The organism is Achromobacter sp. 1014246743 (assembly GCF_059760725.1).
In genome coordinates this window covers 1-23641 of sequence record NZ_JCBANA010000055.1, presented here as the reverse complement: position 1 = coordinate 23641, position 23641 = coordinate 1, and the positions used below count along the sequence as shown (strand labels likewise).

At 66.8% G+C, this 23641-nt stretch carries 26 protein-coding genes; 18 read left to right on the top strand and 8 right to left on the bottom strand.

Features of this window, described 5'->3' with window-relative positions:
• From tolQ to AC6LJ2_RS21390, 8 genes are all read left to right on the top strand, one after another.
• The gene (gene tolQ, locus AC6LJ2_RS21425) at positions 1–681 is read left to right on the top strand and encodes a protein TolQ (protein WP_025137474.1); all 681 of its coding nucleotides are present in this window, start codon (positions 1–3) and stop codon (positions 679–681) included.
• The gene (locus AC6LJ2_RS21420; RefSeq protein ID WP_006392914.1) at positions 681–1139 is read left to right on the top strand and encodes an ExbD/TolR family protein; all 459 of its coding nucleotides are present in this window, start codon (positions 681–683) and stop codon (positions 1137–1139) included. The genes tolQ and AC6LJ2_RS21420 overlap by 1 nt, the downstream gene beginning before the upstream one ends.
• A 39-nt stretch (positions 1140–1178) precedes the next feature.
• Complete coding sequence (gene tolA, locus AC6LJ2_RS21415) at positions 1179–2294, top strand: cell envelope integrity protein TolA (RefSeq protein ID WP_263914158.1); 1116 nt, start codon at positions 1179–1181, stop codon at positions 2292–2294.
• Between the two features lie 20 nt (positions 2295–2314).
• Positions 2315–3637, top strand: a complete 1323-nt coding sequence (gene tolB, locus AC6LJ2_RS21410) for a Tol-Pal system beta propeller repeat protein TolB (protein ID WP_498152139.1) — start codon at positions 2315–2317, stop codon at positions 3635–3637.
• A gap of 31 nt (positions 3638–3668) precedes the next feature.
• Complete coding sequence (gene pal, locus AC6LJ2_RS21405) at positions 3669–4166, top strand: peptidoglycan-associated lipoprotein Pal (protein WP_025137478.1); 498 nt, start codon at positions 3669–3671, stop codon at positions 4164–4166.
• Positions 4167–4251: 85 nt separating this feature from the next.
• Positions 4252–4944 (top strand): tol-pal system protein YbgF, encoded by a 693-nt coding sequence (gene ybgF, locus AC6LJ2_RS21400; protein WP_498152138.1) that lies wholly within the window; start codon positions 4252–4254, stop codon positions 4942–4944.
• The gene (locus AC6LJ2_RS21395) at positions 4944–5987 is read left to right on the top strand and encodes a FecCD family ABC transporter permease (RefSeq protein ID WP_263914160.1); all 1044 of its coding nucleotides are present in this window, start codon (positions 4944–4946) and stop codon (positions 5985–5987) included. The genes ybgF and AC6LJ2_RS21395 overlap by 1 nt, the downstream gene beginning before the upstream one ends.
• Positions 5984–6790 carry an ABC transporter ATP-binding protein gene (locus AC6LJ2_RS21390; RefSeq protein WP_498152137.1) on the top strand — a complete coding sequence of 269 codons (807 nt, stop codon included), beginning with the start codon at positions 5984–5986 and terminating at the stop codon, positions 6788–6790. The genes AC6LJ2_RS21395 and AC6LJ2_RS21390 overlap by 4 nt, the downstream gene beginning before the upstream one ends.
• An 86-nt stretch (positions 6791–6876) precedes the next feature.
• On the opposite strand, the gene AC6LJ2_RS21385 is transcribed toward AC6LJ2_RS21390, so the two are convergent.
• Entirely contained in the window at positions 6877–7374 is a 498-nt protein-coding gene (locus AC6LJ2_RS21385; RefSeq protein ID WP_263914162.1) for a YbaK/EbsC family protein, read from the bottom strand.
• 84 nt (positions 7375–7458) lie between these two features.
• On the opposite strand from AC6LJ2_RS21385, the gene AC6LJ2_RS21380 reads away from it, so the two are divergent.
• On the top strand, positions 7459–8268 hold the full coding sequence (locus AC6LJ2_RS21380; protein ID WP_445659127.1) for an alpha/beta fold hydrolase: 810 nt from the start codon (positions 7459–7461) through the stop codon (positions 8266–8268).
• A gap of 58 nt (positions 8269–8326) precedes the next feature.
• On the opposite strand, the gene AC6LJ2_RS21375 is transcribed toward AC6LJ2_RS21380, so the two are convergent.
• On the bottom strand, positions 8327–8797 hold the full coding sequence (locus AC6LJ2_RS21375) for an Lrp/AsnC family transcriptional regulator (protein ID WP_175195561.1): 471 nt from the start codon (positions 8795–8797) through the stop codon (positions 8327–8329).
• A 243-nt stretch (positions 8798–9040) separates the two neighbouring features.
• Between AC6LJ2_RS21375 and AC6LJ2_RS21370 the strand changes: the two genes are divergently transcribed.
• Positions 9041–9997, top strand: coding sequence for a DMT family transporter (locus AC6LJ2_RS21370; protein ID WP_263914164.1), 957 nt, complete (start codon positions 9041–9043; stop codon positions 9995–9997).
• A gap of 98 nt (positions 9998–10095) precedes the next feature.
• On the opposite strand, the gene fusA is transcribed toward AC6LJ2_RS21370, so the two are convergent.
• From fusA to AC6LJ2_RS21350, 4 genes are all read right to left on the bottom strand, one after another.
• Positions 10096–12207: an elongation factor G gene (fusA, locus tag AC6LJ2_RS21365; RefSeq protein ID WP_263914165.1), complete on the bottom strand. Its 2112-nt coding sequence runs from the start codon at positions 12205–12207 to the stop codon at positions 10096–10098.
• Positions 12208–12515: 308 nt separating this feature from the next.
• Positions 12516–12980 carry a universal stress protein gene (locus AC6LJ2_RS21360; RefSeq protein ID WP_025137487.1) on the bottom strand — a complete coding sequence of 155 codons (465 nt, stop codon included), beginning with the start codon at positions 12978–12980 and terminating at the stop codon, positions 12516–12518.
• A gap of 87 nt (positions 12981–13067) precedes the next feature.
• Positions 13068–13412, bottom strand: a complete 345-nt coding sequence (locus AC6LJ2_RS21355) for a protein tyrosine phosphatase family protein (RefSeq protein ID WP_263914166.1) — start codon at positions 13410–13412, stop codon at positions 13068–13070.
• Between the two features lie 50 nt (positions 13413–13462).
• Positions 13463–14857 carry an aminotransferase-like domain-containing protein gene (locus AC6LJ2_RS21350; protein ID WP_263914277.1) on the bottom strand — a complete coding sequence of 465 codons (1395 nt, stop codon included), beginning with the start codon at positions 14855–14857 and terminating at the stop codon, positions 13463–13465.
• A gap of 173 nt (positions 14858–15030) precedes the next feature.
• Between AC6LJ2_RS21350 and AC6LJ2_RS21345 the strand changes: the two genes are divergently transcribed.
• Together AC6LJ2_RS21345 and AC6LJ2_RS21340 are read left to right on the top strand one after the other, a co-directional pair.
• Positions 15031–15957, top strand: a complete 927-nt coding sequence (locus AC6LJ2_RS21345; protein WP_498152136.1) for a DMT family transporter — start codon at positions 15031–15033, stop codon at positions 15955–15957.
• The gene (locus tag AC6LJ2_RS21340) at positions 15954–16598 is read left to right on the top strand and encodes a LysE family translocator (protein WP_263914168.1); all 645 of its coding nucleotides are present in this window, start codon (positions 15954–15956) and stop codon (positions 16596–16598) included. The genes AC6LJ2_RS21345 and AC6LJ2_RS21340 overlap by 4 nt, the downstream gene beginning before the upstream one ends.
• Positions 16599–16609: 11 nt before the next feature.
• Here the strand turns inward: AC6LJ2_RS21340 and AC6LJ2_RS21335 are convergent, their stop codons facing one another.
• Both AC6LJ2_RS21335 and AC6LJ2_RS21330 read right to left on the bottom strand, forming a co-directional pair.
• A complete protein-coding gene (locus AC6LJ2_RS21335) occupies positions 16610–17302 on the bottom strand; it encodes an LrgB family protein (RefSeq protein ID WP_263914169.1) in 693 nt (230 codons plus the stop codon).
• Positions 17292–17711 (bottom strand): CidA/LrgA family protein, encoded by a 420-nt coding sequence (locus AC6LJ2_RS21330; protein WP_263914170.1) that lies wholly within the window; start codon positions 17709–17711, stop codon positions 17292–17294. The genes AC6LJ2_RS21335 and AC6LJ2_RS21330 overlap by 11 nt, the downstream gene beginning before the upstream one ends.
• Before the next feature lie 95 nt (positions 17712–17806).
• On the opposite strand from AC6LJ2_RS21330, the gene AC6LJ2_RS21325 reads away from it, so the two are divergent.
• The 6 genes from AC6LJ2_RS21325 to AC6LJ2_RS21300 all read left to right on the top strand — a co-directional run bounded on the left by AC6LJ2_RS21325 (position 17807) and on the right by AC6LJ2_RS21300 (position 23613).
• Positions 17807–18694: a LysR family transcriptional regulator gene (locus AC6LJ2_RS21325; RefSeq protein ID WP_498152135.1), complete on the top strand. Its 888-nt coding sequence runs from the start codon at positions 17807–17809 to the stop codon at positions 18692–18694.
• A 71-nt stretch (positions 18695–18765) separates the two neighbouring features.
• Positions 18766–19653 (top strand): alpha/beta hydrolase, encoded by an 888-nt coding sequence (locus AC6LJ2_RS21320; protein ID WP_445658176.1) that lies wholly within the window; start codon positions 18766–18768, stop codon positions 19651–19653.
• A gap of 187 nt (positions 19654–19840) precedes the next feature.
• Positions 19841–20752, top strand: a complete 912-nt coding sequence (locus AC6LJ2_RS21315; RefSeq protein WP_498152134.1) for a dihydrodipicolinate synthase family protein — start codon at positions 19841–19843, stop codon at positions 20750–20752.
• A gap of 74 nt (positions 20753–20826) precedes the next feature.
• Positions 20827–21582 carry an ABC transporter ATP-binding protein gene (locus tag AC6LJ2_RS21310; protein ID WP_263914173.1) on the top strand — a complete coding sequence of 252 codons (756 nt, stop codon included), beginning with the start codon at positions 20827–20829 and terminating at the stop codon, positions 21580–21582.
• Complete coding sequence (locus tag AC6LJ2_RS21305; protein ID WP_445658175.1) at positions 21575–22324, top strand: ABC transporter ATP-binding protein; 750 nt, start codon at positions 21575–21577, stop codon at positions 22322–22324. Before AC6LJ2_RS21310 ends, AC6LJ2_RS21305 begins: the two co-directional genes overlap by 8 nt.
• Positions 22325–22407: 83 nt before the next feature.
• Positions 22408–23613, top strand: coding sequence for an ABC transporter substrate-binding protein (locus AC6LJ2_RS21300; RefSeq protein ID WP_498152133.1), 1206 nt, complete (start codon positions 22408–22410; stop codon positions 23611–23613).
• The last annotated feature ends 28 nt before the right edge of the window (positions 23614–23641 follow it).

Genomic DNA, 23641 nt, shown 5'->3' with positions numbered 1-23641 from the left:
ATGCAAGCCACCAACGACATGTCGTTGCTTTCGTTGATTTCGCACGCCAGCGTGCCGGTCCAGCTGATCATGCTGATGCTGCTGGGCATCTCGATCATGTCCTGGACGTACATCTTCGCCAAGCGGCTCGCCATCAAGCGCGCCCACGCCCAGACCCGCCGTTTCGAAGACGACTTCTGGTCCGGCGGCGATCTGTCCATGCTGCAACAGGCCGTGGCCTCGCGCCGCGACGAGCAAGGCGCCCTGGCCCGCATCTTCGATGCCGGCATGACCGAATTCCTGAAGGCCCGCCGCGGCAACGCCGGCAGCGACGCCACCGCCCTGCTGGACGGCCCGCGCCGCGCCATGCGCGCCGCCTACCAGCGCGAAATGGACGCGCTGGAATCGCACCTGAACTTCCTGGCCTCGGCCGGTTCGGTGTCGCCGTACATCGGCCTGCTCGGCACCGTGTGGGGCATCATGCACGCCTTCATCGGCCTGTCGAACATGCAGCAGGCCACGCTGGCCTCGGTGGCCCCCGGTATCGCCGAAGCGCTGATCGCCACCGCCATCGGCCTGTTCGCCGCCATTCCGGCCGTCGTCGCCTACAACCGCTTCACCAACGACATCGACCGCATCTCGATCCGTTTCGACAGCTTCGTCGATGAGTTCCTGAACATTCTGCAACGGCAGGTGCGCTAATGCCCTCGGTAAGCTCGCGCGGCAGGTCCGGCCGCCGCATGAAGGCCGACATCAATGTGGTGCCGTACATCGACGTGATGCTGGTGCTGCTGGTCATCTTCATGGTGACCGCACCCCTTATCACGCCGGGCCTGATCCAGCTGCCCTCGGTGGGCGCGGCATCGGACGTGCCGGTCAAGCCGCTTGAAGTCCAGATTTCGGAAGACGGCAAGATCGCGCTGCGCATGCGCGAGCCCGGCGCCACCCTGCAAGACATCGCCCGCCCCGAACTGGTGGCCCAGGTGCGCTCGCGCATCACCGCCGAAACCCCGGTGGTGATCGCAGCCGACGGCAAGGTGCCCTACGAGACGGTCGTGAAGGTCATGGACGAACTGCGTACCAATGGCATTACCCGCCTGGGCCTGCTGGTGGACCAGTCCGCCGGCGGCAATCAGCCTGCCCCCGCGAAAAAACGCTAACGCGACGCCCTCCGCCGGCCCTGCCGGCTTGCAACGCTCATGACGCCACCCATTATTCGACACCACAGCGGCCCCCCGGCCACGCCGCCCAACAACGACAACCGGATCGCCTTGATCCTGGCGTTGCTGGTGCACGCGCTGCTGCTGGCCGTGTTGATCTTCAACCTGAACTGGCGCACCGAAACCCCGGGCCCCGTGCAAGTGCAACTGTGGGCCGACGGCGTGTCGCCGGACGCGACCCCGCCCAAGCCCCAGCCCGAACCGCCCAAGCCGCAGCCTCAACCCAAGCCGCAGCCCGAGCCGGAGCCCCAAAAGGCACCCGAACCACCGCCCCCGCCGCCCAAGCCGGAACCCCAGGTCCAGCCCAAGACCGAACAAGAGGATCCGGAAATCGCGCTGCAGGAAGCCAAGAAAAAGCGCGAACAGGAAGAGCAGGCCCGCCAGGCCGCCGAGGCCGCCAAGGAAAAGGCGCGCCTGGAAGAAGAGCGCAAGCAGGCTGAACTGAAGGAAAAGAAGCGCCTGGAGCAGGAACGCCAGGCGGCCGAGAAGGCTGCGGCCGACAAGGCTGCCGCGGAAAAGGCCGCGGCTGACAAGGCCGCTGCCGAGAAGAAGGCCAAGGAAGACGCCGCCAAGAAGGCGGCCGCCGAAAAGGCCGCTGCCGACAAGGCGGCTGCTGAAAAGGCGGCCGCGGACAAGGCCGCGGCAGAGAAAGCCGCGGCCGAAAAGGCCGCTGCCGAGAAGAAGGCCAAGGAAGAAGCCGCCAAGAAGGCCGCCGCCGACAAGGCGCTGAAGGACGCCTTCCGTAACGACGCCCTGGGCGCAGCCGGCATCCCGGGCGGCACCGCCGACCGCAACCAGACCGGTGGCGCGGGTGGCCGCGATGCGGGCTACGGCGCCAAGGTGCGCGCTTGCGTGCAGCCGGGCGTGGCCTACCCGACGCCGCCTCGCAGCGGTGCCGATAACCCGACGGCCGAATACCAAGTAAAGTTGAATACCTCAGACGGAAAGGTCACTGCGGTTACGATTACCAGATCTTCGGGTATTCCCGCATTTGACCGCGCAATCGAAAGCGGCATCCGCCGCTGCAACCCGTTCCCGAAACCTTCTAATGGCCGCTACGAACCGAGTATCTACGGTGAGTACAGCATGTACTAATAGACAGGAGATTGCTGATTATGACTCCCGCCCCTAGCCGACGAGCCCCCCAACCCGCCCTGTGGCGACTGTACGGACTCGGACTGCTGCTGCTCGCGCTGGCCTGCCTGATGGCCATGAAGCCCGCCCAGGCGCAGCTTCGTGTCGACATCTCGGGTACCGGCGCCACCCAATATCCGGTCGCCATCGCCGATTTCGCGGTGGATGACACCCATGGCCGCGCCCTGGCTGAAGTGATTCGCGCCGACCTCACCCGCACGGGCCAGTTCCGCCTGATCAGCGCCGCCGGTTCGGGCCTGAACGTCGATTCGCCCATCGCCCACGATGACTGGCGCGGCAAGGGTGCCGACTTCATCGCCTACGGCAGCATCGTGCGTGGCAGCGATGGCCGCTACGACGTGCGCTACCGCCTGGCCGACACGGTCAAGAAGGGTCAGCTGGACGGCGTGGCGTTCTCGGGCACCGAGCAGGAACTGCGCCGCGTGGCCCACCAGATCGCCGACCGCATCTATGAAAAGATCACCGGCGTGCGCGGTGTGTTCTCGACCCGCATCGCCTACGTGCTCAAGCAAGGCCCGACCTACGAACTGCAAGTGGCTGACGCCGACGGGCAGAACCCGCAGGTCGCCCTGCGTTCGCGCGAGCCGATCATTTCGCCGTCCTGGTCGCCCGATGGCGCCAAGCTGGCCTACGTGAGCTTCGAATCCGGCAAACCGGTCGTGTACGTTCACACCCTGGCCACCAGCGCCCGCGTGCCGGTCGCCAACTTCAAGGGCAACAACAGCGCCCCCGGTTGGTCGCCCGATGGCACCCAGCTGGCCGTGGCCCTGACGCGTGACGGTTTGTCGCAAATTTACATCGTTAGTGCGGCCGGCGGCTCGAATATGAAGCGAGTTACGCGTTCTCCCGGGATTGACACCGAGCCGAGCTTTACGCCAGACGGCCGTTCCATTATCTTTACCAGTGACCGCAGCGGCGGGCCGCAGATTTATCAAACCGGCCTGGACGGTGGCGATGCTCGCCGCCTCACGTTTAATGGTGGTTACAACATCTCACCCCGAATTTCCCCCGATGGATCGACGTTGCTGTACGTTGCCAGACGCGACGGCGCGTTCCGGATTGCATCGTTGAACCTGTCCTCCGGCTCGGAGAACTTGTTGACCGATGGTCGTGACGATCAGTCGCCAAGCTTCGCGCCGAACGGCATGCAAGTGCTTTACGCCGCCATCCAAAATGGCCGTAGCGTGCTTGCTGGCGTATCGAGCGATGGCCGCGTACGACAAACGCTTTCGGTACTGAACGGGGAAATACGTGAACCGACTTGGGGCCCATTTACCCGATAACACGTGTGACTCTCTTTGCAAAGGAACTATCATGAAGTCGCGCATTGCCAAAAGCCTAACCATCGCCGCTCTGGCCGCCACCCTGGCAGCTTGCAGCTCCGTCCCTCTCGACGATAAAGCGGGTCAGGGCGGAGGCGCTGGCCAAGGATCGGCCTCTGGCCAGATCCTTGATCCCTTCAACCCCCAAAGCATCCTGGCGCAACAGCGCTCGGTGTACTTTGACTTCGACAGCTACACGGTGTCCGACCAGTACCGCGGCTTGGTGGAAACCCACGCCCGTTACCTGGCTTCGCACCAGCAGCAGAAAATCAAGATCGCAGGCAACACCGACGAACGCGGCGGCGCCGAATACAACCTGGCCCTGGGCCAGCGCCGTGCCGACGCCGTGCGTCGCATGATGACCCTGTTGGGCGTCAGCGACAACCAGATCGAGACCATCAGCTTTGGTAAAGAAAAGCCGAAGGCGACTGGTACGTCGGAAGCCGACTTTGCGGAAAACCGCCGCGCCGATATCGAATATCAGCGTTAAGCTTTTCGTATAGCCAAGTGCCCCACCACGCGTCGGGACGGTCAGCCGGCCGTCCCGACGTTTGTTTTTATACCCGGGAATTTTCATGCGCGATAACGTTCTGTCCCTGCGTCCTTTGATTGCGGCCACCGGCCTGGTGCTTGCGGCCCTGACGGCGCCCGCCCACGCTTTTTCCGATGATGAGGCCCGCAAGGCCATCCTGGATTTGCGCCAGCAAGTACAGCAGCAGAACGAGCAGAGCCAACGCGCCAAGCTCCAATTGGCCGATCAGATTCAAGCCCTGCAGCAGGAAGTTGCCCAGTTGCGCGACCAGCTCGAACTGGTGTCGCGCCAGCAGCCCAGCGCCAACAAGCCGGGCGGTGCCGCAGGCGGCGCCAACCCGCCGGGCGCGACCGCCGGCGATCCGCAGGAGCAAGCGGCCTATGACGGCGCCATCGACCTGTTCCGCAAGGGCCAGTACAAGGAAGCGTCCGAATCGCTGGCTGCCTTCACCGCGCTCTACCCCAACAGCCAGCTGGCCCCCAGCGCCCAGTTCTACCTGGGCAGCAGCCGCTACGCCCTGAAGGACTTCAAGGGCGCGATCGAACAGCTGTACGCCATGGTGCAAAAGGCCCCGGACAACGGCCGCGCGCCCGACGCGCTGCTGGTCATTGCCGGCAGCCAGATCGAAATGAACAACCGCGCCGGCGCCAAGACGACGCTGCAGCGCATCGTCCGCGATTATCCCAACGCACCGGCCGCCAGCACGGCCAAGAGCCGCCTGCAACTGCTGCAGTAATGGCCGACGCCGCATCCGCGGTCGCCGCTTACCGGCATATCCTGCGCCGCCGCGCGGGGCTCATCGCCCTGCTGCTGGCGGCGATTTTCATTGGGCTGCTGCTGGATTTCACCCTGGGGCCCTCGGGCCTGGGCTGGGGCGAGCTGTGGCGCACCCTGACCGCACCGGACGCCGCGGACCCGACGCTGCGGGTCATCGTCTGGGATATCCGGCTGCCTTATGCGCTGATGGCGGCTCTGGTGGGCATGGCACTGGGCCTGGCCGGCGCCGAAATGCAGACCATCCTGAACAACCCGCTGGCCAGCCCGTTCACCCTGGGCGTGTCGTCGGCCGCCGCCTTCGGCGCATCGCTGGCGATCGTACTGGGGCTGGGCCTGCCCGGCATTCCGGACGGCTGGCTGATCGCCGGCAACGCGTTCCTGTTCGCGATGCTGGCCGCCCTGATGCTGGATGTCGTGGCGCGCCGCGGCGGCATGCAGACGTCCGGCGTGGTGCTGTTCGGCATCGCCATGGTGTTTACCTTCAACGCCCTGGTGTCGCTGGTGCAATTCACGGCCAGCGCCGAGGCGCTGCAGAACCTGGTGTTCTGGACCATGGGCAGCCTGGCGCGGTCCAGCTGGACGACGGTGGCCGCGCTGGGACTGGCGTTCGCGCTGGCCTTGCCGCTGGCCATGCGGCAGTCCTGGAAACTGACGGCGCTGCGGTTGGGCGAAGAGCGCGCCGCCAGCTTTGGCGTGGACGTACGCCGGGTGCGCGTCACCGCCCTGGCGCGCGTCAGCCTGCTGTCGGCGCTGGCGGTGGCGTTTGTCGGCACCATCGGCTTCATCGGCCTGATTGCGCCGCACATCGCCCGGCGGCTGGTGGGCGAAGACCACCGCTTTTTCCTGCCGGCCAGCGCCCTGGTGGGCGGGGTCATCCTGTCGCTGGCCTCGGTCGCATCGAAGAACCTGGCGCCGGGCGTGATCGTGCCGGTGGGCATCGTGACCTCGTTGATCGGCATCCCCTTTTTCGTGGCGGTGGTGCTGCGCCGGAGCCTGCCATGACCGCGGCAATGGCACCGCGTGCGGCCTTGGCCATCGGCCACGTCACGGCAGGCTACGGCGCAGCGGACGTGTTGCACGACCTGTCGCTGCCCGAGCTGAAGGCGGGCGAAGTCACCGCCTTGCTGGGGCCGAACGGCAGCGGTAAATCGACGCTGCTCAAGGCCCTGGCGGGCCTGGTGCGGGTGCGCAGCGGCCATGCGAGGCTGGATGGGCTGGACCTGGTGCAGCAGGACTTCGCAACCCGCGCGCGGCACCTGGTGTATCTGCCGCAAAGCCTGCCGGCGGCCGTGCACCTGCGGGTGTTCGAATCGGTGCTGGTGGCGGCCCGCGCCAGCGAAGCCGTAGGACCGCCGGCCAGCCTGCACGACATTGACCGCCTGCTGGAACGGCTGGGCATCGGCCACCTGGCCCTGCACTACCTGGATGCCCTGTCCGGCGGGCAGAAGCAGCTGGTGGGGCTGGCCCAGGCGCTGGTGCGGCGCCCACGGGTGCTGCTGCTGGACGAACCGCTATCGGCGCTGGACCTGAATTACCAGTTCCATGTGATGCGGCTGTTGAAGCAGGAAACCGAAGACCACGGCCTGATCACCGTGATCGTGCTGCACGACTTGAACGTGGCGTTGCAACATGCCGACCGCGCAGTGATGATCCATGGCGGCCGGCTGGTGGCGGCCGGGGCGCCTGCCGCGGTGATCACCCCGGCGGCGTTGGCGACGGTGTACGGGGTGCAAGGCCGGGTCGAGGCCTGCTCACGGGGCCGGTTGCAGGTGTTGATCGACGACCTGGAGGCGCGGCCGCACTGACGCGGCCGGGCCGATGCCTTGGTCAGGCCGCCGTCCCGCCGCAAGCAGGAAGCGATGAACCTGCCCGTGCCACGCCCGGCGCCGTCTCAGGCGCGCTGGGCGACGTCAGCCACGGGCGCCCCCGTCATGGCGGCCAATTGCTGCGGAGTCAGGTTGAACACGGCGTGCGGATGCCCCGCTGCCGCCCACAGGCTGTCGTACTGGAACAGGTCCTGGTCGAGCAGCATGACCGGCTTGACGGCGTGGCCTATGGGGCAGACGCCGCCGATGGCGTAGCCGGTCATTTCGCGCACGAACCTGGCGTCGGCCTTGGCCAGCGCGCCGACCTGTTCCGCGACCTTGGCCTCGTCCACGCGATTGATGCCGCTGGCGATGACCAGCACCGGCGCGTCATCGGCCGCGCGGCGGAAGATGATCGACTTGGCGATCTGCGCGACTTCGCAGCCCAGGCCCGCCGCCGCTTCCGCCGAGGTCTTGCCGGTTTGCGGTAGCACCACCACGGGCTTGTCGTGGCCCAGTTGCTGCAACAGGCGGGCGACGCGCTGGGCGGATTCGGGAAGCTCGGCGGGCGTGGCGGATGACATCTGGCAGACTCCGTTCGAAGGGAATAAATCGGGAAACGAGTGTATCAGCCTAAAATGCGGGCCTGGCTTTCCTACCCGTATCCCATGCGTTCCGAACCCGTCCTGCCCCTGCAAACCGCCGAGATCGGCGGCTACGCCCTGTCCTATACCGAATACGGCGAGGGTGCGCCCCTGGTGCTGGTGCACGGTTCGCTGTCCGACAGCCGCTACTGGAAATCGCAGATGGCGCCGCTGGGACGCTCGTTCCGGGTGCTGGCGGTGTGCCTGCGGCGCTATTGGCCCGAGACCTGGGACGGCGAAGGCGACGGTTTTTCGGTGGCGCAACACGCCGCCGACGTACTGGAATTCATCGACCGCGTGGCGGGCGAACCGGCCCACCTGGTAGGACATTCTCGCGGCGGCCGCGTGGCGCTGGAAGCCGCCCTGACGCGGCCCGATGCACTGCGCAGCCTGACGCTGGCCGACCCCGGCCTGGCATTGCCCGGCGATGACGATGCGCGTGGCGGTTTTCGCCAGCGTGCGCTGGAATTGATCCGCGATGGCGCCATCGAGGAAGGCCTGGCGCTGTTCGTCGATACTGTGACCGGGCCGGACACCTGGCAGCGCATGGTGCCGTGGTTCAAGGACATGGTGCGCGACAACGTCGGCACGCTGTTCGGCCAGGCCCGCGAGACGCCCGCCGCACTGGGCGCCGCCGAAATCGGGTCGATTACGCTGCCCACGCTGCTGATCGGCGGGGCGCTCAGCCCTGCTCCCTACCCCGCCCTGCTCGACATGCTGGAACAATGGCTGCCGCAATCGCGGCGCGTGACCATCGCGGGTTCGTCCCACGGCATGAACCTGGGCAATCCGCGCGCCTTCAACGGCGCCATCGAAGCCTTTCTGCACGGCTAGGCGGGTAGCCGATCAACGGCCTGCGCGCGGCTGCCAGCCCCCAGGCCCGCCCGCGCCGTCAGGGTTCGACCGACGGCGTGTGCTTCAGGCGCTTGAGCACGAAGGTGGAGCGGCTGTGCCGTACGCCGGGCAGCTTGTAGAGCCGTTTGCGCAGGAATTCCTCGTAGCCTTCGGTACCGGCCACGGCCACCTTGATCAGGTAGTCGTATTCGCCGGTGACCAGGAACGCCTCGACCACCTGCGGCAAGCGCGTGATGGCGTCGCCGAAGCGCGCCAGGGTGTCGTCGTCGTGGTGTTCGAGCGTGACTTCGATCATGACCGTGTCCGGCAGGCCCAGCGCCTTCTGGTTCAAGAGCGCGGCATACCCTTCGATGACACCGGCGTCCTCCAGGGCCTTGACCCGGTTCCAGCATGGCGTGGGCGACAGACCGACCTGCTCGGCCAGCTTGAGGTTGGTGAGCCGCCCGTCTGTGCGCAGCGCGCGCAGGATCTTGCGGTCGGTTTCGTCGATTTTCGGGGCGGTGGACACGGCGGCGGATCCGTAAAAGAGAATTTCCCTGCAAAAGTGGATTTTAGGGGATAACCCTTTTCCTTTTTCACGCAATACGGCGGGAATCAGGAAACCTATTTTCCCGGCCTGGCCGTAGACTTTCCAGCAAGACGGGCACCACCCCGCCCGTCGTATCCAGCGTGAAGCGCCGCGGCACAACCCGGCCCCCGCGCCGGGCGTCCACCGCAGCATGCCGCGCGTCGATCCGCGCGGCGGAAAATCATGTCTCATGCAGCAGCAGTACCCGCAAGAACCGGCCTGGGCCTGTCCGGCACCGCCATGCTCCTGGCCGCGCCGGCGCTATTCGCCTCGAATATGGTGGCCGCCCGCTGGGCCCACGACGCCGCCCTTCCCCCTGTTTTCCTGGCCTTCGGCCGCTGGCTGATCGCCCTGTTGATCCTGCTGCCGCTGGCCGCGCCGGCCCTGCTGCGGCATCGCCAGGCGCTCTGGCGCGGCTTGCCCGCGTTGCTGCCGCTGGCGGTGCTGGGCATGGGCGTGGCCGTGGCGCCGCAATACATCGGCGCCCAGTCCACCAGCGCCACCAACATCGCCCTGATCTTTTCGTGCAGCCCGATCCTGGTGGCGCTGCTGGAAGCGCTGCTGTGGCGCAAGCCGCTGCCGCCGCTGCGCGCGGCCGGCCTGGCGCTGGCGCTGGGCGGCGTGCTGGTCGTATTGACACGCGGCGACGCCCACGCCTTGGCGCGGCTGGCGTTCGGCCAGGGCGACCTGTGGGTGCTGCTGGCGGCCACCGGCTGGGCGTTCTACACCGTGCTGCAAAAACGCCTGACGCTGCCTGCGGTACCGGACAGCGCGCGCCTGGCGACGATGATGCTGGGCGGGGTGATTGCCTTGGCGCCCTTTGCCGGTATCGAAGCCGCGACCGGGGCGACGCCGCCCTGGACCGATCCGCGCCTGGCGGCGGTGCTGCTGTTTCTGGCGGTGGTGCCCAGCCTGGGCGCGTACTACGTCTACGGCCGGCTGATCAGCCGGGCCGGGCCGGCGACGGCGGGCTTGTCGATGTTCCTGGTGCCGGTGTATGCCGCGCTGCTGGCCTGGCCGCTGCTGGGCGAGGCGCCGCAACTGTTCCACGCCTACGGCTTCGTGATGATCCTGCTGGGGGTGAAGCTGGCGTCGGCGCGGCTGCGGACCCGCGCGGCGGCGGCCGCCGCGCCCGCGTGAGGCCGGGGCTGTCGACCGCGGGTTGACCACCGCCGACAACTCCCGAAGGATTGCAGCCGTCGGCAGAGACCCTCCTGCCGACAGCCGCCCGCCGAAGATCAGCGGCCCGTGCCTTGCGCGGCGATGACTTCCTGCGCCACGTTGCGAGGCGCTTCGGCGTAGTGCTTGAACTCCATCGTGTAGGTGGCGCGGCCCTGCGTCAGGGAACGCAGCGAGGTCGAATAGCCGAACATCTCGGCCAGCGGCACTTCGGCGCGCACCACTTTGCCGCCGCCCCCGGCGATGTCTTCCATGCCTTGCACCATGCCGCGGCGCGACGACAGGTCACCCATGACGTTGCCGGTGAAGTCTTCGGGCGTTTCGACCTCGACCTGCATCATGGGTTCGAGCAGCACCGGGTCGGCCCGGCGCATGCCGTCCTTGAAGGCCATCGAACCCGCCATCTTGAAGGCGTTTTCGTTGGAGTCGACATCGTGGTACGACCCGAAGAACAGGGTCACCTTGACGTCCACCACCGGGTAGCCGGCCAGCACGCCGGCGTTCAGGGTTTCGCGGATGCCCTTGTCCACCGCGGGGATGAACTCGCGCGGCACCACGCCGCCCTTGATGGCGTCGACGAATTCATAGCCCTTGCCCGGCTCTTGCGGTTCGAGCTTGAGCACGACGTGGCCATACTGGCCCCGGCCGCCCGACTGCTTGACGAACTTGCCTTCGACTTCGTCGCAGGTCTTGCGGATGGTTTCGCGGTAGGCCACCTGGGGCTTGCCCACGGTGGCTTCCACGCCGAATTCGCGCTTCATGCGATCGACCAGGATTTCCAGGTGCAATTCGCCCATGCCTGAAATGATGGTCTGGCCGGATTCTTCATCGGTGCGCACGCGGAACGAGGGATCTTCCTGCGCCAGTCGGCCCAGGGCGATACCCATTTTTTCCTGGTCGGCCTTGGTCTTGGGTTCGACTGCCTGCGAAATGACCGGCTCGGGGAAGACCATGCGTTCGAGCACGATGACGTGCGCGGGATCGGACAGCGTGTCGCCCGTGGTGACGTCCTTGACGCCCACGGCCGCGGCGATGTCGCCCGCGTAGACTTCGGTGATCTCGCGCCGTTCGTTGGCGTGCATCTGCAGGATGCGGCCCAGCCGCTCTTTCTTGCCCTTGACCGGGTTGTAGACCGAGTCGCCGGACTTGACCACCCCCGAATACACCCGAAAGAAGACCAACTGGCCGACGAAGGGGTCGGTCATGATCTTGAAGGCCAGCGCCGAGAAGGGTTCCTTGTCGGTGGGATGGCGTTCGATTTCGTGGTCGCGTTCGTCGTGGCCCTTGATGGCGGGCACGTCGACCGGCGACGGCAGGTAGTCGATCACGGCGTCGAGCATGGCCTGCACGCCCTTGTTCTTGAACGCGCTGCCACACAACATGGGGACGATTTCGTTGGCGACCGTGCGCTGGCGCAGGCCCTGCTTGATCTCGGCTTCGGTGAGGGGTTCGCCGCCCAGGTACTTTTCGAGCAGCGTCTCGTTGGCCTCGGCGGCTTTCTCGACCATCTTGTCGTGCCATTCCTGGGCCTGCGCCTGCAGCGCGGGCGGAATGTCGCGGTATTCGAAGCGCACGCCCTGGCTGGCGTCGTCCCAGATGATGGCTTTCATCTTGACCAGGTCGATGACGCCTTCGAAGCCGTCTTCGGCGCCCACCGGCAGTTGCACCGGCACGGCATCGCCCTTCAGGCGTTCGGCGATCTGCCGCTGCACGCGCAGGAAGTCGGCACCGACGCGGTCCATCTTGTTGACGAATGCCAGGCGCGGCACGCGGTACTTGTTGGCCTGGCGCCAGACGGTTTCGGATTGCGGCTGCACGCCGCCCACGGCGTCGTAGACCATCACGGCGCCGTCCAGCACGCGCATGGAGCGTTCGACCTCGATGGTGAAGTCGACGTGGCCCGGCGTATCGATGATGTTGATGCGGTGTTCGGGATAGTTGCCGGCCATGCCTTTCCAGAAGGCGGTGGTGGCGGCGGAGGTGATGGTGATGCCGCGTTCCTGCTCTTGTTCCATCCAGTCCATCACGGCGGCGCCGTTGTGCACCTCGCCGATCTTGTGGGTGATACCGGTATAGAAGAGGATGCGCTCGGTGGTCGTCGTCTTGCCCGCGTCGATATGGGCGCTGATGCCGATATTCCGGTATAGCTCGATAGGCGTCTTGCGAGTCATGGCCTCGTTCCTTGCAGTAATCACCAGGAATGGACGGCAGGGTCCGACCGGACGCTGCCGCGGCGGGCGCCATGCCGCGTGAGAGGTGTGCTCGGGATATTGCGAAACCGCGCCCGCACTTATCCGTAAATATTACGCGCCGCGCGCGCGTTTACAAGCTTTAGCCATAAGCGCCATAGGGGCTGGCGCAGATGGCGGCCCGGACATGAAAAAAGCCCCTCGGAAGACGAGGGGCTTGCGGGTGCGCCGACCAGGGTTTCGGCCTGGCGACGCCGGGCGGCCTGACAGCCGCCTGACGCGGTCGGCGATTACTTCTTTTCTTCCTTGACGCGGTAGACCAGCACGGCGGTGCTGGCCAGCGACAGCACTTTGGCCGTGACGCTGCCCAGCAGCAGGCGCGACAGGCCGCTGCGGCCGTGGCTGCCGATGAAGATCAGGTCGCAACCGGCGTCGGCGGCGGCCTGGACAATGCCGTCTGCCACGTTGAAGTTGGACACGGCGCGCGCCTCGGCCTTCACGCCGCCGGTGTCGGCGCGGTCGGTGATCTGCTTGAGGTACTTGTCGGCCTGTTCGGCGGAGGCCTTTTCGTAGTCTTCGTCGGTAATGGCGTAGGCGGCGGCCATGCCGTCAAAACCGATGGTGGCGGCGAAAGGCTGCGTCACGTAGAGCGCGACGACGTCGGCGCCCACGGAACGTGCGAAGGAAATGCCAGCGTTGGCGGCTTGGGCCGACAGCGGCGAGCCGTCGGTGGGAATCAGGATCTTCTTGAACATCTTGCCTGCTCCTGTTTGAGAGGAAGTTCAATGCTACCGGAAACCCGCCAGGTTCACATCAAGCGAACCTGGGGCGCTTGATGCGCGTCAACCCAGCTGCTGGGCAGCGGCGAACAGGTTGGTGCAGCGGGTGCCGGTGCGGCAGTACGCCAGCACCGGACCCGGCAGGGTGCGCAGCAGTTCGGCGAAACGCACCACGTCGGCGGCGGTCATGGCGCTGCCCACCACGGGCTGGTATTCGATTTTCAGGCCGGCGGCGACGGCGGCCTTGGAGACGTCGGCCGCGGTGGGCTGGTCGGGGCCGCCTTCGAAGTCGGGACGGTTGATGATGACGCTTTTATAGCCGGCAGCGGCCACGTCGGCCATGTCGTCGGGACCCAGTTGCGGGGCGACGGCGAAGTTCTCGGTAAGGGGCTTGATGGGTGCGGACATGGCGATTCCTTGATGGGGACAGCTGAATATTATTGATTGTAGGGGCGGTTTCAGGCGAACAGTTTTTCCAGCACCGTCCAGACGCCGCGATCGTCGGCCATCGACACGGAAAAGCGCAGCATGGTGGACGGCGCCTGGGACGGCGAAAACAGCGTGCCCGGGGCCAGCAGCATGCCGCGGTCGGCGGCGGCGCGGGCCAGCACCTCGCTGTCACGGCCGCAATCGGCCCAGACGAACATGCCGGCGTGCGGCTCGTGCGGAATCGTCAGGCCCAGTTTCAGCAGCCCCTTGATGCAGCGCTGGCGCGCCTCGTCGACCCGCAGGCGGACGCGCTCGATGTGGCGCCGGTACTGCCCTTCCATCAGCACCCGGTGCACCACCCGTTCGCCCAGTTCGGGCGAGGTCAGCCCCGCCAGCATTTTCAGGTCGGCCAGTTTCTGCAGGATGTCGGGGTTGGCGGCCACGTAGCCGACCCGCAGGCTGGCGGCCAGCATCTTGGAATAGCCGCTGACCAGGATGACGCGGTTGAGCCGATCCAGTACGGCCAGTTTCATGGCACGGCCGGGGTGCAGGTCGCCGTAGGTGTCGTCTTCGACCACCATGAAATCGTGGCGCTCGGCGATGCGCAGGATGTCGTAGGCGACACCGGCCGACAGCGTATGGCCGGTTGGGTTGTGGACGGCGCTGTTGATGATGAACAGCTTGGGCTTGTGCTGCGCCGCCAGTTGTTCGAGCAGCGCGATGTCCGGGCCGTCGGGGCCGCGCGGCACGCCGATCAGGCGGGCGCCGAAGGCGGCCAGGCGCCCGAAGATGACGAACCAGGCGGGGTCCTCGACCAACACGACATCGCCGGGCTGCACCAGGTGGCGGGCGATCAGGTCCAGGCCATGGGTGACGCCGTTGGTGGTCAACAGGTTGTGTTCGGGGTGGGCCGGCACCCCTTCGCTCTGCAACGAGGCGGCAACCTGCTGGCGCAGCGGCGCGAAGCCCTGGGGATGCCCGTAGGACACCAGTTGGCCACGCACCGACCGGCCCACGGCGCGCACGGCGCCGGCGACCATGTCGGGGTCGAGCCATTCGGCAGGCAGCAGGCCGGCGCCGCCCGGCATGCCGGGGCCTCCGCCCTCGCGAAACATGCTGCGCAGCAGCCAGGCCACATCAATGCGCACCGGCGGGGCAAACGGGGGGAGCGCGGGCGCTGCCGCGGCGGCCAGCGGGCCGCTGCGGGCGCGCACGAAAAAGCCCGCACCGCGGCGCGACTGCACCAGCCCGCGCGCCACCAGCCGGTCGTAGGCTTCCACCACCGTGAAGCGGCTGACGCCGGACTGCTCGGCCATCTTGCGGATGGACGGCAGGCGGGTGCCCGGCCGCAGGCCCTGTTCGTCGATGCGGCGGGCCAGGCCGTCGGCCAATTGCGCCACCAGGGTGGCATCGGCCTGGCGCACGGGCTGCCAGGGCAAGGAGGGGGAAGCAACTGTCATGGGGATTTCACCAGGCCAGTGGTTAAAGTGATATGCCAAAGTGTACCGGTACTGTACCGATAACTATGCGTAGAGTGACAGCAATGCCCCAGACCCGCAAGTGGCGACCATGGGGCCCTGTTTTCTGGATGTTCCCCATGCGCCGATCCGTGCTGTACCCCTCGCCCCAGGCCGCCCCCGCTGCGTCGCAGGCGTCGCCCTGGGAAGGCTATGGCTATGGCTTGCTGGGCGTACTGATCTTTTCGCTGACCCTGCCGATGACCCGCGTGGCGGTGTCCGAACTGCCGCCGTTGCTGGTGGGCCTGGGACGCGCCCTGCTGGCCGCCGTACCGGCGCTGGCCCTGCTCTGGATCACCCGCAGCCGCCGGCCCGACCGCCGTGAATGGCCTGGCGTGATCCTGGCGGCGGTGGGCATCGTGGTGGGCTGGCCCCTGGCGTCGACATTGGCGATGCAGAGCGTATCGTCGTCGCACGGCGCGGTGTTCAATGGCCTGTTGCCGCTGTCGACCGCAGCGTTCGCCGCCTGGCGCAGTGGCGAACGGCCATCGCCATCGTTCTGGGCCTGGGCGATGGTGGGCGCCGCGCTCGTGTGCTCGTTCGCCCTGCGCCAGGGACACGGCACGTTGGCCGTCGGCGACTTCTGGCTGTTGCTGGCCGTGGTGCTGGGCGGGATGGGCTACGCCGAAGGCGCCCGCGCCGCGCGCACCCTGGGCGGCTGGCGCACCATCTGCTGGGCGCTCGCCATCAGCGCGCCGGTGATCGCGGTACCGGTGGGCTGGATGGCCTCGCAGCAGGCCGCCTGGCCCGGCGCGAACGTCGTTTCGGCCTGCGCTTACCTGGCGTTCGGGTCGATGTTCGTGGGTTTTTTTGCCTGGTACCGCGGCCTGGCCGCGGGCGGCATCGCCCGAGTCGGCCAGATCCAGCTGCTGCAACCGTTCCTGACGGTGCTGGCCGCGGCCCTGTTTTTTGGTGAGTCGGTGGACCTGGCGACGTTCCTGTTTGCCGCCGCCGTCATCGTGGTCATCGCCGGCGGACGCCGCGCGATCGTTGGAGTCAAGAAATGACGCTGTTCCCCGCCAATCTGGCCGAAGTGCCGCTTGCCTCGTTGTCGTTGCTGGGCCCCCTGGCATTGTTCGCCCTGGTCAGCTCGATCACGCCCGGCCCGAACAACGTGATGCTGGCTTCGTCGGGCCTGAATTTCGGCTTTCGCCGCAGCATGCCGCACCTGCTGGGCGTGAACCTGGGCTTTACCTTGATGATTTTCCTGGTGGGCATCGGCCTGGGCTCGGTGTTCCAACAGGTGCCCGTGCTGTACACCGTGCTGAAGTACGTGGGCGCCGCCTACCTGCTGTACCTGGCCTGGAAGATCGCCAATTCGGGCGGCATGGAAGAAGGCGAGGCCCGCGCCAAGCCGCTGACCTTCCTGCAGGCGGCGGCGTTCCAGTGGGTCAATCCCAAGGCCTGGGTGATGGCGGTGGGCGTGGTGGCGACCTACACGCCGCAAGCCGGCTTCTTTGCCAACCTGGTCATCGCCACGGTGGTATGCGGCATCGTCAACCTGCCCAGCATCGGCATCTGGGTCACGTTCGGCACGGCGCTGCGCCGCGTGCTGCACAAGCCCTGGGCGATCCGCGCGTTCAACATCGGCATGGCGCTGCTGCTGGTGGCGTCGTTGTACCCGGTCGTGCTGGAAGCGCTGCACTGACGCCGCGTCCTCTAGGCCAGCAAGCCCGCCACCACGGCCGGCGTGACCAGCACGTTGAACAGGCCGGCCATCACCATCACCAGCCCTGCCACGGCGCCCTCTTCGGCCGCCAGTTCGCGAGCCTTGGCGGTGCCGGCACCATGGGCACCCATGCCGAACAGCGCGCCACGTGCCAGGGCCGAACGTAGCGGCAACCAGCCGCGCATCAGTTGGCCGATGGCCGCGCCGAACACCCCCGTGACGATCACGAATACCGCAGTCAGGTCGGGCACGCCGCCGACGTGGGACGACACCGCGATGGCGAACGGCGTGGCCACCGACCGCGGCAGCAGGCTCAGGCGCAGGTCGGGCGGCAAATCAAGCAGGCTGCCCAGCAGCCAGGCGCTGGCGCCCGCGATACTGCTGCCCACTGCCACGCCGGCCACCAGCACCGGCCAGTAACGGCGGATCAGCGCGCGTTGCTCGTACAGCGGCAGCGCGAAGGCGACGATGACCGGACCCAGCATCATCATCAGCCAATGCGAGCCGGACATGTAGTCGCGATAGGTGGTGTGCAAGACCAGGGCCAGGAGCAGCAGCAGGGCCGGCGCCACCACCAGCGTGGACGTCCACCAGTAGGCATAGCGGCGGTAGAACCGCCGCGCGCAGACGTAGGCCAGCACGGTCGCCAGCGGCCAGAACAGCAGATTGAAATCAGCCTGCATGGCGGTTCATCCAGCGGTAGCAGAGATCGATCGTGAGCGCGGTGCCGGCCATGACCAGCGCGGTGCCCACCAGGATGATGACCAACAGCTTCAGGCCGAGCACGCCCAGGAATTCGCGGTGATCCAGCAACGACATCACCGCCGGCACGAAGAACAGCAGCATCTCACCCAGCAGCCAGTTGGCGCCGCGATGCACATTGCGCACGCGCAACAGGCCGCTGGCCAGCAGCGCCAGCACCAGCGCCATGCCGATGACGCCGCCCGGCACCGGCAGGCCGGCGGCGTTGGCCAGCGCCTGCCCCAGCAGCGAAAACAGGATGAGCAGGCTGATCTGCAGCACGCGGCTGCGGCGCAGCAGGCTGCGCAAACGGACGGGGGTGCGGGCAGGAAACAAGAGCAGGGGTGACATAGGGGCAGTTCCAGCGGATGGGAACGTTTTACGCCGGTGCGGGCCATAGATAAAATGAATTTGTTGAATTCACATTATTCGAAATAGGCATAGCCATGGATCTGCGTACCCTGCGCGCGCTGGTGGAAGTGGTTCGCCAAGGCGGTTTTTCCCAGGCGGCCAAGACGGTGTTCGCGACCCAGCCCACGGTCAGCAAGGCCGTGCGGCAGCTGGAAGACGAAGTCGGCATGCCTTTGCTGGACCGCCAGGCCCAGCCGCCGCGGCTGACCGAGGCCGGCGACATCGTCTATCGCCGCGCCGTGAAAATGTTGGCCGAACGCGACGACCTGTACGCCGAACTGGATGAACTGCGCGGCCTGACGCGCGGTGTGCTGCGCCTGGGCCTGCCGCCGCTGGGCAGCAATGCGCTGTTCGCGCCCATGTTCGCGCGCTTTCGCAGCCGTTATCCGCGCATCGAGATCAGCCTGCTGGAACACGGCGGCCACCGGCTGGAAGAGATGGTCATGGCCGGCGACATCGAACTGGCCGCCTCGCTGCGGCCGGAATCGGCCAATTTCGAATGGCAGCCGGTGGCGCGCGAACCGCTGATCGCGCTGCTGCCCGCCGACCACCCCTGCGCCGGCGCAGCGTCCGTGGGCCTGGCCGATCTGCGCGATTCGCCTTTCATTCTGTTCGAAAGCGGTTTCGCGCTGAACCGCATCATCCAGGACGCCTGCCTGCGGGCGGGCTTTGCGCCCGCCGTCGCGGCCCGCAGCGGCCAGATCGATTTCATCGTGGCGCTGGTGACGGCGGGACTGGGCGTGGCCTTCCTGCCACGCATCAAGGCCGACGAGGAACGCTGCGCGGGCGTGGCGCAGGTGCCGCTGCGCGATGCCCGGACGGAATGGGAAATGGGCCTGGTGTGGCGCCGGGGCGGCTACCTGTCGCAAGCGGCGCAGGCCTGGCTGGCGCTGGCCCGCGAGATGCATCCGGATACGGCTTGATGCGATCGGCTGCCGGGCAGCGTTGTATGCTGCCGGCGGAACCGCGCCCGTCCGCGCGGGTCATATTTCCCATGCCCGCCCTGCCCCGATTCACTTTCCGCCGCCTGTTCGGCGCCGCCCTGCTGACCGCCGCCGGCGTGGTTGGCTGCTCGCAGCTGGATTCCTGGCAGCGCCAGACCATCTTTTCGCCGCAATCCGAGCCCCAGACCTGGTGGCGGGAACCCGCCGCAGGCACCCAGGTGTACGACCTGGCGCTGGCCAACGGCGACAAGGTGCGCGCCTGGTACTGGCAAAGCCCGCAGGCCAATGCCCCCACCGTGCTGTACCTGCACGGCGCGCGCTGGAACCTCAATGGCAGCGCCTTTCGCATCGACGGCTGGACCCGCATGGGCTATTCGGTGCTGGCGATCGACTACCGCGGCTTCGGGGCGTCCACGCCGCGCCTGCCGTCCGAGGCCAGCGCGCTGGAAGACGCCATGGCCGGGCTGAAGGAACTGGCGCGGCTGCAGCCGGACGCGTCCCGCCGCTTCGTCTACGGGCACAGCCTGGGCGGGGCCATCGCCATCGACCTGGCCGCGCGGCCCGAACAACCCGACTTCGCCGGGCTGATCGTCGAAGCCAGCTTCACCAGCATCGGCGCGATGCTGGCGACCATGAAGTGGGGCCGCGTGCCGGGGGCCGGCTTGCTCGTCACCCAGCCGTTCGCGTCGGTCGACAAGCTGGGCGACATGCACACGCCCATGCTGTTCCTGCACGGCACCGCCGACCGCGTGGTGCCGCACACCATGAGCGACGAACTCTACGCCGCCGCCCGCAACGTATCGCCGGACCTGAAGCGGCTGGTCAAGATCGAAGGCGCCACCCACTCGGGCGCCTTCCGCAGCGGCGCCCAGTACGAGAAGGCCGTGAAGACCTTCATGCAGGACGCCAGCCGGGCGTTCCAGCGCAAGTCGGGCTGACTGGCCCGCCCTGCGGTTGGCAGGCGCCGCCCTGCCGCCGCGTTCCCTTCTATCACCTGCCCCGGGGAAAACCCGCTCTCGGGAAAGTCCCAAATCAAAATATCTTCTAAATATATTTAACCGATATTAGACTTTCTCCTGCCCGCCGCTCCCCCCTCGCGGCGCCGGCCTTACGAGGAGAACCAAGTTGAGTAACGTGCGTTGGCAGGGCGTCTTTCCTGCCGTAACCAGTAAGTTCCATGCCGACGAAACCCTCGACTTCGAAGCCATGCGCAAGCATTTCGGCTTCCTGATCGACAACGGCGTACATGGCCTTGTCACCTGCGGTTCGCTGGGCGAAGCCAGCACCCTGACGCTGGAAGAAAAGCTGGCCGTGACGCGTTGCGCCGTGGATGTCAGCGCCGGCCGCATTCCGGTGCTGGCCAATGTGTCCGAAACCAGCACCCGCGAAGCGCTGCGCTTCATCAAGGAAGCCGTGGCGCTGGGCGTGGACGGCTTCATGCTGATGCCGTCGCTGATCTACGTGGCCGATTCACGCGAGGCGATGCAGAGCATCCGCACGATGGCCGAAGCCGCCGCCAAGCCTTGCATGATCTACAACAACCCGGTGGCCTACCGGGTGGACCTGAAGCCGGAACACATGGCCGAGCTGGCCGATTGCAAGTGGCTGGTGGCCATCAAGGAAAGCAGCGACGACATCCGCCGCGTGACCGACCTGCGCAATGCGCTGGGCGACCGCTACCAGTTGTTCATCGGCGTGGACGACCTGTCGTTCGAAGCCCTGGCGCTGGGCGCGGACGGCCTGCTGGCCGGGCTGGTGACCGCCTTCCCGCGCGAAACCGTGGCGCTGTATGACCTGATGAAGGCCGGCAAATGGCAGGAAGCGCTGGCGCTGTATCAATGGTTCACGCCGCTCCTGCACCTGGATGTGTCGACCAAGCTGGTGCAGAACATCAAGCTGGCCGAAACGCTGGCCGGCGTGGGCAACGAGCACGTACGCCGCCCGCGCCTGCCGCTCGTGGGCGCCGAACGCGAACGCTGCACCGCCATCATCGAGGCGCAGCTGGCCAAGCGGCCGCGCCAATACCAGTCGAAGTAAGCCACCCAGCCCCGGATCAAGGATAGGCGTGGCCCCCAAAGGCCGCGCCATCCTCCCGCAGCCTCTCGGACACCATGCAAAGCGACATCATCCTTCAGACCCGGGGCCTGACCAAGGAATTCCGCGGTTTCGTGGCGGTCAACGACGTCAACCTGAGCGTCAGGCGCGGGGCGATCCATGCGTTGATCGGACCCAACGGCGCGGGCAAGACCACGGTCTTCAACCTGCTCACCAAGTTCCACATTCCCACGCGCGGCCAGATCGTCTACGACGGCGTGGACATCACCGCCGAACGGCCGGCGCAGACCGCGCGCCGCGGCATCGTGCGTTCGTTCCAGATTTCCGCCGTGTTCCCGCAACTGTCGGTGCGCGAGAACGTGCGCGTGGCGCTGCAACGCAAGCTGGGCGTGGACTACTGCTTCTGGCGCTCGGAAAGCACGCTGGAACGGCTGCACCAGCGCGTGGACGAATTGCTGGACCAGGTGGGCCTGCGCGGCCAGCTGGACGTGGCGGCCGGCGACCTGCCCTACGGCCGCAAGCGCACGCTGGAAATCGCCACCACCCTGGCGCTGGAGCCCGAGCTGCTGTTGCTGGACGAACCCACGCAGGGCATGGGCCACGAAGACGTGGACCGGGTCAAGCATCTGATCAAGCAGGTGTCTGCGGGCCGCAGCATCCTGATGGTGGAACACAACATGAAGGTGGTGGCCGATATCTGCGATGCCATCACCGTTTTGCAGCGTGGCGAAATCCTGGCCGAAGGGCCGTATGCCGAGGTCGCGGCCAACCCGGCGGTGCGCGAAGCGTACATGGGAGCGGAAGATGAATGAGACCCTGGCGATCGACACTCCCGTGCAGCGCGACACGACCTCGCAGGCCATGCTGGAAATCCGCGACCTGCACGCCTGGTACGGCGAATCGCACATCCTGCACGGCATCGACCTGGACGTCAGGGCCGGCGAATGCGTGACGCTGCTGGGCCGCAACGGCGCCGGCCGCAGTTCGACCCTGAAATCGGTACTGGGCCTGGTCGGACGGCGCAGCGGCTCGATCAAGGTGATGGGCCAGGAAACCATCGCCCTGCCGCCGCACAAGATCGCCCGCAAGGGCATCGGCTACTGCCCGGAAGAACGCGGCATCTATGCATCGCTGACCGCCGAGGAAAACCTGATGCTGCTGCCCTCGGTGGGGCCCGGCGGCATGTCGATCGATGAGATCTACGCCATGTTTCCCAACCTGAAAGAGCGTGCCCACAGCCCCGGCACGCGGCTTTCCGGCGGCGAGCAGCAGATGCTGGCGATGGCGCGCATCCTGCGCACCGGCGCGCGCCTGCTGCTGCTCGATGAAATCACCGAGGGCCTGGCCCCGGTGATCGTGCAGGCCTTGGGCCGGGTGATCCGGCAATTGAAAGAGCGCGGCTACACCACCGTGCTGGTCGAGCAGAACTTTCGCTTCGCCCAGCACCTGGCCGACCGCCACTACGTCATCGAGCACGGCCAGGTGGCCGCCGTGATCGACCGGGCCGACGTGCAGCAGTCGCAAGACCGGCTGAACGCGCTGCTCGGCATCTGACAGTTCGCGCAGTTCCCCGTCGTTGCAGTGGCCCCTGGTTTTCCGACCGCAGTTCCCCCCATTCCTATCCGGAGCGTAGTCAGATGAAATTGAATCGAATCGCAGCAGCGTTGTGCACCCTTGGCCTGGCAGGCATAGCCCACGCCCAGGGCGGCATCAGCGACGACGTCGTCAAGGTCGGCGTGCTGACCGACCTGTCGGGCGTGTATTCCGACCTGGCCGGCAACGGCTCCGTGATCGCGGCCCGCATGGCGGCCGAGGAAATGGGCAACAAGGTGCTGGGCAAGCCGGTGGAAGTGGTGGCCGCCGACCACCAGAACAAGCCCGATGTCGCCGCCAACCTGGCGCGCGAATGGTTCGACCAGGGCAAGGTCGACATGATCACCGACTTTCCCACCGCGTCGACCGCGCTGGCCGTGATGGAAATCGCCCGGCAGAAGAACCGCGTGACGATGCCGTCGGCCGGCCTGTCCACCGCCATCCTGGGCGAGAAGTGCTCGCCCCTGAATGCGCAATGGACCACCAACACCTACGCCCTGGCGGCCGGCACGGCGCGCGCGCTGGTCAAGGAAGGCAAGAAGACCTGGTACTTCATCACCGCCGACTACACCTTCGGCCACTCGCTGGAAAAGGACGCCACCGAGGTCATCCAGGAAAACGGCGGCAGCGTGGTCGGTGTATCGCGCCACCCCTTCCCCGGCAACGACTTCTCGTCGTTCCTGCTGAAGGCGCAGGCGTCCAAGGCCGATGTGATCGCGCTGGCCAACGCCGGCAACGACACGGTCAACGCGGTCAAGCAGGCCAACGAATTCGGCATCACCAAGAAGCAGATCGTGGCGCCGCTATTGACGTATATCTCGGACGTGCACAGCATGGGCCTGGCCAAGGCGCAGGGCATGTACCTGACCGAGGCCTTCTACTGGGACTTCGACGACGCCTCGCGCGCCTGGGCCCGCAAGTTCTTCGACAAGGCCAAGAAGATGCCGACCGCTTCGCAGGCGGGCGTGTATTCGGCCACGCTGTCGTACCTGAAGGCCGTCGAGGCGGCCGGCACCGACGACGCCCCGACCGTGATGGCCAAGCTGCGCGAGATGACCATCAATGACGCCGTGATCCGCAACGGCAAGCTGCGCGCCGACGGCGCGCTGGTGCACGACATGCTGCTGTTGCAGGTAAAGGCGCCCGCCGAGTCCAAGGCATCGTGGGACTACTACCACGTGAAATCGGTGCTCAAGGGCGAAGAGGTGTTTCCCAAGCCCCAGGCCGCCTGCCCGTTGAACAAGTCGTAAAGCGTGGCCGGCGCCGGGCGGTCACGCC

Coding starts and splice junctions, on each gene's coding strand:
- tolQ (WP_025137474.1), top strand. CDS start 1: ATGCAAGCCACCAACGACATGTCGTTGCTTTCGTTGATTTCGCACGCC.
- AC6LJ2_RS21420 (WP_006392914.1), top strand. CDS start 681: ATGCCCTCGGTAAGCTCGCGCGGCAGGTCCGGCCGCCGCATGAAGGCC.
- tolA (WP_263914158.1), top strand. CDS start 1,179: ATGACGCCACCCATTATTCGACACCACAGCGGCCCCCCGGCCACGCCG.
- tolB (WP_498152139.1), top strand. CDS start 2,315: ATGACTCCCGCCCCTAGCCGACGAGCCCCCCAACCCGCCCTGTGGCGA.
- pal (WP_025137478.1), top strand. CDS start 3,669: ATGAAGTCGCGCATTGCCAAAAGCCTAACCATCGCCGCTCTGGCCGCC.
- ybgF (WP_498152138.1), top strand. CDS start 4,252: ATGCGCGATAACGTTCTGTCCCTGCGTCCTTTGATTGCGGCCACCGGC.
- AC6LJ2_RS21395 (WP_263914160.1), top strand. CDS start 4,944: ATGGCCGACGCCGCATCCGCGGTCGCCGCTTACCGGCATATCCTGCGC.
- AC6LJ2_RS21390 (WP_498152137.1), top strand. CDS start 5,984: ATGACCGCGGCAATGGCACCGCGTGCGGCCTTGGCCATCGGCCACGTC.
- AC6LJ2_RS21385 (WP_263914162.1), bottom strand. CDS start 7,374: ATGTCATCCGCCACGCCCGCCGAGCTTCCCGAATCCGCCCAGCGCGTC.
- AC6LJ2_RS21380 (WP_445659127.1), top strand. CDS start 7,459: ATGCGTTCCGAACCCGTCCTGCCCCTGCAAACCGCCGAGATCGGCGGC.
- AC6LJ2_RS21370 (WP_263914164.1), top strand. CDS start 9,041: ATGTCTCATGCAGCAGCAGTACCCGCAAGAACCGGCCTGGGCCTGTCC.
- fusA (WP_263914165.1), bottom strand. CDS start 12,207: ATGACTCGCAAGACGCCTATCGAGCTATACCGGAATATCGGCATCAGC.
- AC6LJ2_RS21360 (WP_025137487.1), bottom strand. CDS start 12,980: ATGTTCAAGAAGATCCTGATTCCCACCGACGGCTCGCCGCTGTCGGCC.
- AC6LJ2_RS21355 (WP_263914166.1), bottom strand. CDS start 13,412: ATGTCCGCACCCATCAAGCCCCTTACCGAGAACTTCGCCGTCGCCCCG.
- AC6LJ2_RS21345 (WP_498152136.1), top strand. CDS start 15,031: ATGCGCCGATCCGTGCTGTACCCCTCGCCCCAGGCCGCCCCCGCTGCG.
- AC6LJ2_RS21340 (WP_263914168.1), top strand. CDS start 15,954: ATGACGCTGTTCCCCGCCAATCTGGCCGAAGTGCCGCTTGCCTCGTTG.
- AC6LJ2_RS21335 (WP_263914169.1), bottom strand. CDS start 17,302: ATGCAGGCTGATTTCAATCTGCTGTTCTGGCCGCTGGCGACCGTGCTG.
- AC6LJ2_RS21330 (WP_263914170.1), bottom strand. CDS start 17,711: ATGTCACCCCTGCTCTTGTTTCCTGCCCGCACCCCCGTCCGTTTGCGC.
- AC6LJ2_RS21325 (WP_498152135.1), top strand. CDS start 17,807: ATGGATCTGCGTACCCTGCGCGCGCTGGTGGAAGTGGTTCGCCAAGGC.
- AC6LJ2_RS21320 (WP_445658176.1), top strand. CDS start 18,766: ATGCCCGCCCTGCCCCGATTCACTTTCCGCCGCCTGTTCGGCGCCGCC.
- AC6LJ2_RS21310 (WP_263914173.1), top strand. CDS start 20,827: ATGCAAAGCGACATCATCCTTCAGACCCGGGGCCTGACCAAGGAATTC.
- AC6LJ2_RS21305 (WP_445658175.1), top strand. CDS start 21,575: ATGAATGAGACCCTGGCGATCGACACTCCCGTGCAGCGCGACACGACC.
- AC6LJ2_RS21300 (WP_498152133.1), top strand. CDS start 22,408: ATGAAATTGAATCGAATCGCAGCAGCGTTGTGCACCCTTGGCCTGGCA.